Below are 15,046 nucleotides of genomic sequence, written 5' to 3'. Positions count from 1 at the left end.
TCATTTCATTCAATCGATTCACTAACTAACCTTTTTCACCTGATTACTATGACTATTCAATGTTGAATGTTTACGTCCATAGCCAAAATAAACAACCAATCCGATCAAGAGCCAAACAGCAAAACTAATCCACGATACTGCTGGTAGCTGTAAGGCTAAATATCCACAAAATAAGAAGGCTAGAATTGGGATATATGGCACAAACGGAACCCGGAAACCTGTTGTTGGTGCTTGCTTATTCTTGCGAAGGTATAAAATCCCGATTGCTACAGTCATAAACGCAAATAGTGTTCCGATATTTACTAGTTCTGCAAGTCTTCCTAATGGTACTAACCCGGCAAAGATCGAAACTAGTAAACAAGTAATCCATGAATTGACCACAGGTGTTTGCTTCTTCTTATCAACTTTTGAAAATACCTTTGGCAGCAAACCATCACGGCTAATCGCATAAAATAAACGTGTTTGTCCATATAACATCACAAGTAGAACCGTGGTAATACCGGCAATTGCACCTAATGAAATGAAGCCTGCCACCCAATCCTGATGGATATAATTAAGCGCGAAGGCAACTGGGTTCTTCACATTTAGCTGTTGGTAAGGAACTATTCCCGTTAAGATTCCTGAAACAATAATATATAAGATCGTACAAACTAATAATGAAGCAATAATCCCGATTGGCATGTTTTTCTGCGGATTTTTCACCTCTTCTGCTGCAGTGGATACAGCATCAAAACCGATATAGGCAAAGAATACGGTTGCTGCACCAGTTGTAACTCCCGAGAAGCCAAATGGCATAAATGGTGTCCAATTAGTTGGTTCCACATACCATACTCCGACCCCGATAAATAATAGAACAACAGCTAACTTAATAATAACCATTATAGTGTTAAAGCGAGCTGATTTTTTTACCCCTTGAGTCAATAGTAACGTAATAATCAATACAATCAAGATCGCCGGAACATCAATAAATGTCCCTTTTGCCGGATCATAGGCACTTGTTAAAGCTGTTGGAAAATGAATCCCAAACCCTGCTAGCAATCCTTGGAAATAGCCTGACCAGCCGCTTGCTACTGCCGATGACGCTAGTCCGTATTCCAGAATCAAATCCCATCCTAATATCCAGGCAATTAGTTCACCGAAGGTTGCATAACTATACGTATAAGCACTTCCCGATACTGGAACGGTAGAAGCGAATTCAGCATAACAAAGTGCTGCAAACACACAAGCTAATCCAGATAATACAAAGGATAGTATAAGTGCAGGTCCAGCGTGTTCCGCGGCGGCCACTCCTGTCAGAACAAAAATCCCTGTTCCAATGATCGCTCCTATACCCAGCATTGATAAGTCAAAGGCACCTAGCTCTTTTTTTAGGGTCACATCTTTTTGCCCTGCTGCTTTAATTAATTCTGGAATTGATTTTTTTCTAAATAAATCCATAATAATAACCCCCTTGGGTTTAATTTCTAAATGTTCTGAAAAAAATGATTATAAAAACCTATATCGAAATAATATAATTATTTGATATAAAAATCAATATATTTTTTAAAAATATAGTAATTTCAAAAAACTCCCATAATTAGCAGTTCAAACTAACTACATATTTACTCGTACATTAATTTAAAATTATTTCAAGAAAATAATTTCGATATTCGAAATTATAGATTTACGAAAAAAAAGACTAACCACTCCAGTTCGGTGGTTAGCCTTTATTAAACTAGCACAAATTCCGCTTTTTGTTCAGCTGGCAAAACTAGCGTGACCTCTGTCCCTAATCCCGGTTCACTATGATAAGTTACCGTCCCATTCATAGTTTCAATTATTCGTAAGGAGACAGATGTCCCAAGTCCGGTACCTTTATCTTTTGTTGTGTAAAATAAAGTACCAATCCTGGACAATTGTTCATTAGTCATTCCTTTGCCGGTATCAATAATTAAGATCCTAGCCTTATGATCCGTGTACTTCGAATGAATTGTAACTTTTCCACTTTCGGGAGTGGCTTCAATAGCATTTTTGATCAGATTAATAAGCGCCTGTTTGAACTGATTTCGATCGGTCACAAGTGAGACCCTCGACGAATCCAACTTTTTATCAAGTAGCACTCCCTGCCTGACTGCGAGTGGGTCTAGTAACAGCACAACGTCTGTTAATATCTCGTTTAAATCAATTTTATCTATTTTTTCAAATTTTGGCTTCGCAAAATTTAAGTAATCATTAATGATAGACTCCGCACGACCTAATTCACTTAATACTAAAGAAAGGTATTGGTGATTCTTGCTGCATTCTTCTTGTTGCATGATTTGGAGAAAGCCTTTCACAACCGTTAAGGGATTTCTAATCTCATGAGCGATAGAGGCAGCGAGTTCACCAAGCGTATTAAGTTTTTCTGACCGCTGAATTTCTAACCTCATTTTATCCCTTACAATTATTCCCTCTATCAGTTTAGCACCTAAGGCGATAGCTAACGTGTCTATTAAACCAACCAACAGTAGGTCAGGAATATGAAAAACCAATTTAAAAATATTTCCCTCAAAATAGTAAAAAGCAGTGAAAGAAAAATAACAAATAAGTAACGAGCAGGCGCCAAGTAAGGTTGCAATGACGACCCTTTGGTTTGGTGTTTTATTAAAAAAGCTTTTTTTAATGAAAAGGGAGACGACAGCAGTCAATAATGTATTAATTACCCCAAAAACAGCTGTGTCACCACCAAAAAAGAATCGGGCAATTAGAAGGGTAGTTAACACTAGCCCGCCTTCTACTAATCCTCCATAAAGAAATGCTAAGATAAGTGGGACATAGCGAAGATCCCAATTAAAACCATAATTTGAATAGGAAAATATCATACAGGCAAGTGCAGCTATACTTAATGAAATGCCACCTAAAAAACGTGGCTTCGCTTTGTGCTTACCATCAATTAAAATACTATATAGTATGACAGGTGCTAATGTAATTAATACATTCAAAAGAAGTTTTTCTGCCAACAAGATAATTCCCCCAAAGTGAACATTATATGATTATCTATACGACAAATTCTTCTATTTCCCTTCAAATTCCATTGTTATTTGTTAATCTTTTATCATTGGTTTATTTATCTGTTTATCATTTAAAAATTGTAAATCAAATGACATTTTAATAAAAAATTGACAAAAGAAACAAAGTCATGTAGTATTAATATTTGTGCTTCACTATTAAAGTAACTTGGAATAATTGAGATAACGCAATGTAAGAATTTTTTTCTGGCATTCTGCTTATGTTTTAAAATAAAAACTTATTCACACTGGATCGGCTTCGGAGCCGTTAGGATGTAAGAGAGGTAGGGCTTACGTCGTTTAGGTAGTAAACCATCAGGTGGAAGAATAACCGCGGCAAACTTGTTTTTATAAACAATTACATTTCATAAATTTTTACCTTGCGATGGCTGACAAGATACAGTTACGTGCCTGTTTCGCGAATTCCGCTAGACACAATTGACTTGACAGTATTCAAAAGATATTTATCTTTAAATATGACAACCATTCACAAGTTACTATATGGATTCTTTCATTGAATCAAATGTTAAGAAGGCAGAGGGAAATCCCTCTGCCTTCGTCCAATTTAAAAGAAAAGTGCTCGGCCCATAGTTTTTGACCATTTCTTAAATCTGTATCAATACAAAGAATGGCCTGGAATAAGCACCAGGCCATTCTTTATTTTTCTATCACAATTGCTTGCTTACCCATTTGTTCCCACGCTTTGGTAAAATTCTCTCGATCCAATTTTTTATTTTTTGTACCATATGGATCATTAATATAAATATAGTTGGCGTCATAGCCGGTAATCACAACACTATGTTCACTAAAGGTGATGTCAATCTGCCCTTGCGGTGTATCCCATGTTTCAAAAGCGGAGACAGGCGCAAATGTGGTCGTTGTAATAATCCAAACAGGTAGCCCTTGACCAACCTTTTCTAAAACTTCAGAAAAGGAGCGATTCGTTAAATTAACGGCTTTATCACCAACGTATTTTTGCGCTAATTCAAGTACAGGTTCGTTATAAACACCAAGACCTGGCCCGTTCACCATGTCCCCGACAAACCCAGTATGGGGATTCCCTTTTTGACCGTTATTATACGTTAACGGGACCGTTTTAATATTATTTGCTAACTCGTTCTTTGTGACCTCAACTCCATGAAAATTTAGCATCATTGCTAGACTCGTTACCTCACAGCCATTATATAGCTTGGGCTGATCCATCTGATTGAGTAGGGGTACATCTAATTGAATGCTATCCGGTATTTTCGGTGCACTAGGAGCTTCTTTTGACTCGAGTAAAATATCACGTGTTTTTACCTTAGCTGAATCTATTACTTGATCCAATGACTGGTGATTAGAGATTACTCCAGCAAATGCCTTTGCACTAAAAATGGTTAGTAATAAAATAATAATCGTTAGGATAAGTTTCTTCATATTTGATAGGATCATTCCTTACTATATACTTTGTTCATTACTTTAATAAGACTAACTAAACATATCAAATAATTGCATTAGAATAAAGGTAAGATCTTTCCAAATGACAGGTTAACTGCTTTTCCTTAATTTATCCTTAAGAAAAACCCCCTTTAAGATTCACACTCAAAGGGGATTTTTCAGTCTTATCTTATGTTGATTTATTTTCCGAACCACCTGATTAATTACCTCTGAAAATACTAACCCGAAAGCAATAGACCCAGCGAGCATCAGAACTTTGGCAGCTAATGCGATGGCAGAATTGTAATCATTTTCAACAAAGTTCCGCATCGCATCATAAGCGAGTCCCCCTGGTACAAGCGGAATAATTCCGGCTACACTAAAGATGATTACAGGCGTTTTGTAAAATTTAGCCAATTCCTGACTGAGTACGGCAATGAAAATCGTCGCGGCCAATGTTGCCACAATCGGATTATCTAAATAGTCTTCAAGTAGATAATAAATTAACCAGCCACCCATGCCGATCAATCCGCATTTGACTAAAGATTCTTTCGGTGCATTAAATATGATCCCAAAGGCCCCTGTTGCAAAGAAGCTTGTTATTAATTGTGACAGAATTGTCATATCCTATTTACCTCCACCATCACAAAAATGATAATACCACAGCAATACCAGCGCCGATGGCAAACGCCGTCAGAAACGCTTCTGCTCCTTTTGACAGTCCCGAGACTAAATGTCCAGCCATTAAATCTCTGATCGCATTTGTCACTAAGAGGCCCGGAACTAGCGTCATAACGGAACCAATAATAATCTTATCTAATTGATGGCCCACACCCATTTGCACAAATACCAAGGATAGTAATCCGATCACAAATGAGGCCAAAAACTCCGAAAAAAACTTAATCGGGACAAAACGATGAAAGTGGACAAAGCCATAATAGCCTGCCCCGCCAGAAATAACGGCTGGGATAAAATCATTCCACTCGCCATTAAACATAATCATAAAACAGCCGCTAGCAAGAGCTGCCGCAGCCACCTGAATCCGCAAAGGGAATGTGACATTGAGGGCATCGATTTCCTTTAATTGCGTTAATGCTTGCTCCATACTGACTTCTCCACTGCTTATCCTTCGCGAAACGCTATTGACCATGGCGACCTTCTTCAAGTCTGTTGACCGTTCCGAGATTCTAATCAGCTTCGTTTTCGTCGGTTCTGTCCCTTCGGCCGAGAAAATAATGCCAGTAGGGGTGACATAGCTATGTGTTTTTTCTATTCCATAAGATGCAGCAATCCGCATCATTGTATCTTCCACTCGGTACGTTTCCCCGCCGCTTTGAAGCATAATTTTGCCTGCAAGTAAGCATACTTCCATAATATCGTAAGTTTGTTCTACTTCATGTTCCATCTATTTCCCACCAGTTTATTTTTACATATGTAACATAGTTTAAATCATAACCAGGCTGATAAGCAATTGTTTCTCAAAATGATAATCGCGTTTGTCCATCCGATTATGGATGCCGGCACTTAAAACTCGCCCTCACCTGTTTTTTAATAAAATCTTTTAAGGAAAAAAGTTTCAAAGCTATGAGTATTTCGGTACAATAATAATATATGAAAAATTTTTTCTCGTTAAGTCATATTAGAAGAATTTTTTTTTACTCCCTGTAACAGGACTTCGAGAATGAACTCATGAAGAAGGAGATAAACAAAATGGTGAAACAATCCTACTACCTTGGCGTTGACATCGGTACCACTAGTACAAAATCAGTTCTTTTTGGAGAAAATGGAACCGTCATCAGCATGCATCATGTTGAATATCCATTATTTAGCCCTGCCCCTTCCATTGCTGAGCAGGATCCCGATGAAATATTCCGCGCCGTCATCGAAACCATGAAAGTGGCGATTCAAAAGGGTGAAATTGATTCAAAAAATCTTAAACTTGTTTCATTTAGCTCTGCTATGCACAGTGTCATTGCTATGAGCGAAAGTGATAAACCGCTTACTCGCTGCATCACTTGGGCTGACAGCCGTGCAACTACTTGGGCAGAGACTATAAAAAATGAATTGAACGGTCTCGCCATCTATCGAAGAACAGGGACACCGATTCATCCCATGTCACCACTCGCTAAAATTACTTGGCTTCGCCATGATGAACCCGAACTTTTTGAGAAAACGAGTAAATTCATCGGCATCAAGGAATACATTTTCTTTAAACTATTTGGCAGATATGTTGTTGATTATTCGATTGCTTCAGCAACAGGTCTCTTTAATTTAGAGGATTTAGCTTGGGACTTAGAGGCTCTAAATGTCGCTGGAATCACATGTGACATGCTGGCCGAACCAGTACCAACCACCTATTATTTAACCGACTTAAAGGAGGAATATGCCTCCATACTTGGGTTACTAGCCGAAACTCCCTTTGTTGTCGGTGCTAGTGATGGCGTACTCTCTAATCTTGGTGTAAATGCGATTGACCCTGGGGTTGTTGCCGTCACGATTGGGACAAGCGGTGCCATCAGGACTGTTACAGATCATCCTGTCACCGATCCAAAGGGGAGAATTTTTTGCTACGCCTTAACAGATAAACACTGGGTTGTTGGTGGGCCTGTGAATAATGGTGGGATGACCTTCCGCTGGGTACGCGATGAACTGGCCTCATCCGAGGTTGAAACGGCAAAACGACTTGGTATCGACCCTTATGAAGTATTGACGAAAATTGCTTCTAGGGTGGCACCAGGGGCTGACGGCCTCATCTTCCATCCATACTTAGCCGGTGAACGTGCACCACTTTGGAATGCTAATGCCAGAGGATCATTCTTTGGTCTTGGGCTCCATCATAAGCGCGAGCATATGATTCGTGCCGTTCTTGAAGGTGTTATCTTAAACCTTTATTCCGTTTTACTGGCCCTACAAGAAATGATTGGGGTCCCAACGAAAATTCAAGCGACCGGCGGCTTTGCCAGATCTGAATTATGGCGGCAAATGATGGCGGATATATTTAATCAAGAGGTGGTTGTGCCCGAAAGTTTTGAAAGCTCGTGCTTAGGGGCCATTGTGCTTGGTATGTATGCTTTAGGGGAAATTGAGGATTTCTCGATTATGTCAACATTGGTTGGTTCAACCCATGCCCATCAACCAATTGAAAAGAATGTTGAAATTTATGAAGAAATTACGCCTATTTATATCCGTGTCTCTCGTTTATTGGAACAAGAATACGGAGCAATTACCAGCTTTCAGCAAAAATGGGTGAAATAAAAAGAAAAGCGTAAGGCGCATTCTTATCTTTAAAATAAAAAACAAGCATTCGGCATATTGCTCGAATGCTTGTTTTTCTGTATTATTTACTCTCTACGGCGTGTCCGCCAAATTCGTTTCTTAATGCGGCAACTACTTTTCCAGTGAAAGTATCATCTTCAAGGGAACGATATCGCATCATCAATGCCAATGTCGTCACTGGAATCGCTGCTTGGAGTTCAAGTGCCGTTTCTACCGTCCATTTTCCTTCACCAGACGAATGCATAACCCCTTTAATGGAATCAAGCTTCGCATCCTTTGAAAAGGCATTTTCCGTTAGTTCCATTAACCATGAGCGGATCACGGAGCCGTTATTCCAGACACGTGCCACTTTTTCATAGTCATAGTCAAACTCACTTTTCTCTAACACTTCAAACCCTTCTGCAATAGCTTGCATCATGCCATATTCGACGCCATTGTGAATCATCTTCAAGAAATGACCACTTCCGCTCTTACCTGCGTATAGATAGCCATTTTCCACACTAATATCTCGGAAAACAGGCTCAATATATTCAAAAATTTCTTTTTCCCCGCCGATCATCATGCAGGCACCTTCTCTAGCTCCAGCCATACCACCGCTAGTCCCTGCATCAAAGAAATGAATCCCATTTTCCGCTAGTTCTTTCCCTCTCCGAATCGAATCTTTATAATGTGAGTTTCCTCCATCAATGACAATATCGCCAGCCTCTAGTAACCCTTTAAGTTCGTCTATGACTTGTTCAGTTATATTCCCAGCGGGAACCATCATCCAGACCACTCGTGGGCTGGAAAGTTTGTTTACAAGTTCGGAAATAGAATGTGCTCCAATTGCCCCATCCTGACTTATTTTTTCAACTGCTTCTTTATTAACATCAAATGCAACCACTTGATGTTTTTGATCCATTAAATTAAGGGATAAATTATAACCCATTTTTCCTAAGCCAATTAAACCAATCTGCATGCAAATACGCCTCCGAAATAATATTTCATTATATTTCTATTATACGAAAATTTTTTTCTTAAATCAAACACTGAATAAAAAATATTTTTTCACTTCGCCTTTCATGGTATACTAAATGTAAGAGTTTACATAGAGAGGACACTATTCAAATGGCGCAAAATTGTTTAGGAAAAATACGATCCTATTACGCAAGACTGAGTGAAAAAGAAAAAAAGGTCGCCGACTATATCATGAACAATCCTGAAAAAATTATTCATAGCACTATCAATGAAATAGCGGAAGATCTTAAAATAGCGGACGCTACTGTTTTTCGCTTCTGTAAACGGATCGGCTTCAAGGGTTATCAAGCGATGAAAATTGCCTTGGCTTCTGAAATAATCGAACCCATTCAGCAAATCCATGAAGAGATAAGCGAAAATGATAATGAAAAAACAGTGACAGAGAAAATATTTAAATCCAATATTAGAACACTGGAGAACACACTACAAATTCTTGATGGCGCTTCGATGCAAACAGCAGTCGAGCTACTCATGCACGCAAACCGGGTAGAGTTTTATGGAACAGGCGGATCCAGTGTTGTGGCCATGGATGCTTTTCATAAATTTGTGCGTACCGGAATTAAAGCGTTCGCATTTATCGATTCTCATTTTCAGCTCATGTCGGCATCGCAACTCGGGTCTCAAGATATCGCAGTGGTCATCTCCCATTCTGGGACAAATAAAGACACTCTTAATATCTTAAAAACTGCTAAGAAAAATGGAGCGAAAACTATTGGCATTACCGGCTATCCTAAATCTCCACTTTGTCAGTTAGCAGACGTGGCTCTCTATACAAGTTCAGAAGAGACCGAATATCGCTCAGAAGCACTATCATCAAGAATAGCCCAATTGAGCTTAATCGATGCTCTTTATGTCAATATCATGATGTTAAACAATGAAAAGGCAAAGCATTCACTTGAAAAGGTACGAGAGGCGATTGCAGAAACACGAATGTAAAAAATCTTCACCATCATTACACAAATGATACAGAAAAATGAGGATGGCGATGGCCATCCTCATTTTCTATTAAATATAGCTGTTATAAGCTACCATCATTCCATTTAAATGAACACGTTTAAGATCAGTGCACCAGCGAATGCCATGAACGATAAGATTGTTTCCAGAACCGTCCATGTTTTAAAGGTTTCTTGAATCGAGAGTCCCAAATATTCTTTCACCATCCAGAAACCGGCATCATTGACGTGTGAGAACATTAATGAACCTGCCCCAGTTGCAATGACTAGCAATTCAAGATTCACTCCAGCCATATTGGCAACGATTGGCGCCACAATTCCTGCAGCCGTTGTTAATGCTACTGTTGCTGACCCTGTCGCCACCCGGATTAAGCCAGCAATTAAGAAAGCCAATACAAGTGGGGAAAGTGAAAGATTTTCAGACATATTGGCAATCGTGTTGCCCACACCACTATCAATGAGAATTTGTTTAAATCCTCCTCCTGCTCCAATGATTAACACAATCGAACCAACCGGTAAAATACATTCTTCTGTAAATTTCTTAATCGTATCCTTATTCATCCCTTGACGGAAACCAAGGAAGAAGAAGGCAAAGAAACAAGAAATTAATAAAGCGACAATCGGGCTACCTAAGAACAATAGAAATTTCTCAAATCCTTTTGAAACTGACATATATGGTGCCGCTGTTCCTAATACCATTAAAATAACAGGCATCAAAATACTTAAGAAAGAAATACCAACGCCTGGCACTGATTTCTTGCCAGAAATATCTTCAACTTTTACCAATTCTGGCTCCCCAGTTGGAACAACGCGTTTATTTATCCATTTTGCAAACAATGGTCCACCAATGATTCCTGCTGGAATAGCAATGATTAAGGAATAAAGTAGAACCTTACCTAAGTTCGCACCATAAATTCCAATCGCTGCGATCGCGCCTGGATGTGGTGGAACAAGACCGTGAACGATTGACAACCCTGCGACAGCAGGTAAAGCAATCAATAAAATGTTCTGTTTCGTTGCCTTTTGGACAGAAATCACTAATGGTAATAAGATTAGGATCCCGACTTCAAAGAAAACAGGAATTCCGATAACAAAGCCAGAGAAAAACATCGCCCAAGGCAATTTCTTTTCCCCAAACACTTTTACGAAGAAATTAGCAATTTGCAGGCCTGCACCTGACTCAGATAACATCTTACCTAAGATGGTTCCTAACGCCAAAATGCCGACTAAGTGGCCAAGAACCCCGCCAACCCCAGTTTCATAAGCACTGACAATTTTATCTAAATCCATTCCGGACATAATTGCTAAGAACAATCCTGCTACCGTTAAGCTAATAAACGCATGCCACTTAAACAATGAAACTCCTAGAATTACAATAACAATAGCGAGAAGTGTGATGATTAATAAATAGGCATCCATAGAACTGCCACCCTTCTAAAAATAGTAAACGTTTTCGAAAATTTCGATGAAAGCACTTTCAATTGACCTAATTATACGAAAAAAAAATTCTTATTTCAATAAGTTTAATTAAAAAAAATTTATTTTTTGTACCATCGATCTATTTCATAGCTTTACAGAATAAAGAATCAAAACAACTGAATCAAAAAAAATGATAATATTCACCTTATTTATAGGGAAAATTACTTTAAACTACGGTGATAGTTCGTTATGATAATATTTAGGAAATCGAAATAAATACAGAAAGAAGTGTTTAAACCATGAATCAACAGGCACGTGTAATGCGGAATGTATGGATTATGTGGTTTGCCAACTTCTTTGTCGCTGGCAGCATGACAATGGTTATGCCCTTTATTTCATTGTATATTGAGACGTTCGGCCATTTTTCCGAAAAGTACGTCCAGCATTGGTCAGGAATCACGTTCGCAGTAACCTTTGTCTCCGCCTTTGCCTTTTCACCCATTTGGGGAAAGATCGGCGACCGCTACGGTAGAAAAAAAATCCTGATTATTTGTGGATTTGGAATGGGTTTATCGATTTTTCTGATGGGCCATGTTCATTCAGTCTGGCAGTTATTACTACTGCGCTTTCTTATGGGCTTTTTCTCAGGGTTTATTCCGATGTCACAAGCCTTCATCTCGACACAAACTCCCAAGGAGATTGCAGGCCGTGTACTTGGTACCTTGCAAACGGGCAGCATTACAGGCTCGTTATTAGGGCCGATGCTTGGCGGACTGCTCGCCGATTCTCTTGGCTATGCAACTACATTTAAATGGACATCCATTTCCATCTTGGTCTCTGCCCTGCTGGTCTTTGCGACAAAAGAATTCCTTATCGAAGAAAAGAAAGGCAGCAAAACACATTATTCGAGTAAAGAAGTTATCACACATATTTTGCGTAACCCTGTGCTATTGACGGTCCTACTCATTTCCGCTCTTGTTCAAATTGCCCATTTTAGTATTCAACCGATTCTATCCTTATTTGTTAGTGACCTACACGGGCCCGCTAATATCGCTTTTTATTCTGGGATTGCCTTCTCTGCAGCTGGTCTGGGCAACTTACTGATGTCGAGAACATGGGGGAAAATAGCCGATAAATACGGCTATACGAAAATTCTGGTTATCCTGCTATTTTTAGCTGGAATTGTTTATCTACCCGGGGCAATTGTCACGAATCTTTGGCAGCTCGTTATTATCCGCTTTGCTCTCGGGATCACAATTGGAGGGATTATTCCCGTTCGAATTGCTTATATTCGTCAAGAAGCCCCCATTGCCATGCAAGGAGAGGTGCTTGGCTACAATACCAGTTTACGATTCTTTGGCAATATCATTGGCCCAATGTTAGGAGGGTTCATCTCTGGTTATTTAGGTTTCTCGGCCGTTTTCATTAGTACGAGTGCCTTATTAATCCTGAGTGGAATCATTTTGTTAGGTTCAATTCATCGCCACCCAAAACTATCTAAACATTTAGCCTGACAGCATCAGCCAATCTGATGCTGTTTTTTTTGAATCGGAACGTCACGTTTGGAACGATCTCGAGTACATTGATTGATCCGTTTTTTTATTTATCAAAAAAACACTGTTAAGCTCATCCTTAACAGTGTATATCATTTATTTCGTTATTCTGTTGTATTGGTTCGTAAAGTCTGTTTCCTGATAATAGCTATTTTTAACTAATACATTCGGTCCTAAGCAGGAAACGGCTGGACAATGACAGCTTAATTCCTTTGCCAGAGCAGATGATTGCCATTCCTCATAGGCAGATAAAAGATTGGTTGTCTTGATATTTCCTAATGGTGGAGTATCACCAAAATCCGTTACGATAATATCACCGTTAAATATATTTACATTGAGTCGGGATCGGCCATCTGGATCATTTCTCACGGTAACATTTTTACTTTGATATAATCTCTTTAATAGATCTAAATCTTCTTGTTTACTGCTGCAGGCATAAAACGGCAGGGTCCCAAACAGCATCCAAACCTTTTCATCCCGAACATCGAGCAAGTGGTGAATCGCTTCTCTTATCTCATTTAATGATAAGGTCTCCAGATTACTAGCAAAGTCACTCGGGTACATCGGATGTACTTCATGGCGCTGACATAGCATTTCATCCACAATTTGACGATGGATTTTTTCTAGATGCGGCAGTGTACGCTTGTTTAACATGGTTTCGGCTGATACCATAACCCCCGCCTTTACAAGTTCACGGCTGTTTTCTATTATTCTTTTAAAATATTTCTCTCGCTGTTGATAATCGGGCTTTTTATCCATCCTCGCAAAGCCACCCTCCACGAAGTCATCTACCGTTCCCCAATTATGTGATATATGTAAAACATCTAAATATGGCATGATTAGCTCATAGCGAGCTAGATCTAAAGTTAAATTGGAATTGATTTGTGTCCGAACACCACGCTCATGGGCATATTTTAAAATAGGCATCACATAATTTTTCACAGAGGATAGTGAAAGCATTGGTTCTCCGCCCGTGATGCTAAGCGAACGAAGGGTTGGGATTTTTTCCAGTCTTTGTACTAATAATTCAAGAGGAAGTCCGACCGGATCTTTTGTTTGCAGGGTATATCCAACAGCACAATGCTCACAGCGCATATTACATAAAGTTGTCGTAGTGAACTCAATATTGGTAAGTTGTGGCTTTCCATATTCCTCTATGTCTAAATAAGCTTCCCACGGATCAAATAATGGGCTGATCTTTCTTGTTTTTAACATTTTTAACTCCTTATTAAATCAGTCTTCAAGATAACCTTATCATTATAGCCGATATAGGGATAAAGGTGTTATTTTACGGTTATCAAAGTCTATGTTGATAAAAAAAACTTTATTCAATAGATGGGTGCTTTTATCATATGATCCTCACAAGCGGTAAAGTTGTCCTCTTTATACATAACTCACCATTTTCTGTTTAAACTAAGCTAATAGAAAAACGATTGTCAGAATGGTGGTTAACTAACTATGGAAATGCAGCCATTAGCTGAGGTAGAGAAACTCGCCTTAAAAAAAATGAAAATATATCATCAGAGTGTCCTTCGTTATATTTTACGAGCAATGCTTGCTAGTATGTTTATTGGTTTTGGAGTCATCGTTGCCTTTAAAACAGGAAGCTTCTTCTATGTAGAAAACTCGCCATTCGCCTATCCAATGGCGGCATTAACGTTTGGTGCAGCCATCATTTTAATTGCCTATGGCGGTGGAGACTTATTCACTGGAAATACGTTCTATTATACGTATGCGGCTCTTCGAAAAAAAATGGTCTGGCTCGATGTATGTAAGCTCTGGGTTTGCAGTTATATAGGAAATATTCTTGGGGCAGCTGTCTTCGCCTTTATTATTTTTACTACGGCTCTTTTTGCTGATTCGTCTGTTAATGGATTTCTACTCCATGTTGTGGAGGTAAAGATGCAGGTACCAATCACACAGTTATTTTTTCGAGCTATCCTTTGTAATTGGCTTGTTTGTATGGCCTTCTTTCTACCTATGGGTCTAAAAGGGGATGGTCCAAAGATATTTGCAATGATGCTATTTGTTTTTTGTTTCTTTATTTCTGGATATGAACATAGTATCGCTAATATGTGTACCTTTGCGATCGCCTTAGTCTTGCATCATCCTGGTACAATTTCATGGGGCGGCGTTATCCATAACCTTGTTCCCGTGACAATTGGCAACCTGATTGGTGGGTCTGTGTTTATGGGAATGATGTATTATTGGGCTAATAAGCCCTTTTTGGATGACGATAAAGAAAGCTAACGAATTAGTTGCGGTTTTTATTCTTGTTTGTATATCGACAAATTACCGGGGAAATAACAACAAGATTAGCGACATATCGACAACTATTACGAATATTCAGAAAAATTTATACTAAAATAAAAAGGCTGTCATTTGG

The 15,046-nt window shown here is 38.9% G+C and carries 12 protein-coding genes; 4 read left to right on the top strand and 8 right to left on the bottom strand.

The annotated features are described in order from the left end of the window. Positions 1–21 precede the first annotated feature (21 nt). The 5 genes from TY15_RS02260 to TY15_RS02240 form a co-directional block, all read right to left on the bottom strand. Positions 22–1,437, bottom strand: a complete 1,416-nt coding sequence (locus TY15_RS02260; protein ID WP_040206158.1) for a branched-chain amino acid transporter BcaP — start codon at positions 1,435–1,437, stop codon at positions 22–24. A gap of 272 nt (positions 1,438–1,709) precedes the next feature. Beyond that, complete coding sequence (locus TY15_RS02255; RefSeq protein WP_040206157.1) at positions 1,710–2,981, bottom strand: ATP-binding protein; 1,272 nt, start codon at positions 2,979–2,981, stop codon at positions 1,710–1,712. A gap of 702 nt (positions 2,982–3,683) precedes the next feature. Further along, entirely contained in the window at positions 3,684–4,442 is a 759-nt protein-coding gene (locus TY15_RS02250; protein ID WP_040206156.1) for a C39 family peptidase, read from the bottom strand. Positions 4,443–4,607: 165 nt separating this feature from the next. Further along, on the bottom strand, positions 4,608–5,066 hold the full coding sequence (locus tag TY15_RS02245; protein WP_040206155.1) for a threonine/serine exporter family protein: 459 nt from the start codon (positions 5,064–5,066) through the stop codon (positions 4,608–4,610). A 19-nt stretch (positions 5,067–5,085) separates the two neighbouring features. Beyond that, complete coding sequence (locus TY15_RS02240) at positions 5,086–5,847, bottom strand: threonine/serine exporter family protein (RefSeq protein WP_040206154.1); 762 nt, start codon at positions 5,845–5,847, stop codon at positions 5,086–5,088. 305 nt (positions 5,848–6,152) lie between these two features. On the opposite strand from TY15_RS02240, the gene gntK reads away from it, so the two are divergent. Further along, positions 6,153–7,697 carry a gluconokinase gene (gene gntK, locus TY15_RS02235; RefSeq protein WP_040206153.1) on the top strand — a complete coding sequence of 515 codons (1,545 nt, stop codon included), beginning with the start codon at positions 6,153–6,155 and terminating at the stop codon, positions 7,695–7,697. Positions 7,698–7,779: 82 nt separating this feature from the next. Here the strand turns inward: gntK and gnd are convergent, their stop codons facing one another. Next, positions 7,780–8,676 (bottom strand): phosphogluconate dehydrogenase (NAD(+)-dependent, decarboxylating), encoded by an 897-nt coding sequence (gene gnd / locus TY15_RS02230; protein WP_040206152.1) that lies wholly within the window; start codon positions 8,674–8,676, stop codon positions 7,780–7,782. 149 nt (positions 8,677–8,825) lie between these two features. On the opposite strand from gnd, the gene TY15_RS02225 reads away from it, so the two are divergent. Beyond that, on the top strand, positions 8,826–9,671 hold the full coding sequence (locus TY15_RS02225; protein ID WP_040206151.1) for a MurR/RpiR family transcriptional regulator: 846 nt from the start codon (positions 8,826–8,828) through the stop codon (positions 9,669–9,671). Positions 9,672–9,775: 104 nt separating this feature from the next. Here TY15_RS02225 and TY15_RS02220 read toward each other — a convergent pair whose 3' ends face one another. Beyond that, positions 9,776–11,107: a GntP family permease gene (locus TY15_RS02220; RefSeq protein WP_040206150.1), complete on the bottom strand. Its 1,332-nt coding sequence runs from the start codon at positions 11,105–11,107 to the stop codon at positions 9,776–9,778. A 299-nt stretch (positions 11,108–11,406) separates the two neighbouring features. Here TY15_RS02220 and TY15_RS02215 point away from each other — a divergent pair, with 299 nt between their 5' ends. Then, the gene (locus TY15_RS02215; RefSeq protein ID WP_040206149.1) at positions 11,407–12,621 is read left to right on the top strand and encodes an MFS transporter; all 1,215 of its coding nucleotides are present in this window, start codon (positions 11,407–11,409) and stop codon (positions 12,619–12,621) included. A 135-nt stretch (positions 12,622–12,756) separates the two neighbouring features. Here TY15_RS02215 and yfkAB read toward each other — a convergent pair whose 3' ends face one another. Next, complete coding sequence (yfkAB, locus tag TY15_RS02210; RefSeq protein WP_040206148.1) at positions 12,757–13,875, bottom strand: radical SAM/CxCxxxxC motif protein YfkAB; 1,119 nt, start codon at positions 13,873–13,875, stop codon at positions 12,757–12,759. 243 nt (positions 13,876–14,118) lie between these two features. On the opposite strand from yfkAB, the gene TY15_RS02205 reads away from it, so the two are divergent. Beyond that, positions 14,119–14,910: a formate/nitrite transporter family protein gene (locus TY15_RS02205; RefSeq protein WP_040206147.1), complete on the top strand. Its 792-nt coding sequence runs from the start codon at positions 14,119–14,121 to the stop codon at positions 14,908–14,910. The last annotated feature ends 136 nt before the right edge of the window (positions 14,911–15,046 follow it).

It is taken from the genome of Neobacillus jeddahensis (genome assembly GCF_000612625.1).
Lineage (GTDB): Bacteria > Bacillota > Bacilli > Bacillales > Cytobacillaceae > Neobacillus > Neobacillus jeddahensis.
The sequence above is the reverse complement of the archived record's forward strand: the minus strand, read 5'-3'. Positions and strand labels throughout refer to the sequence as shown.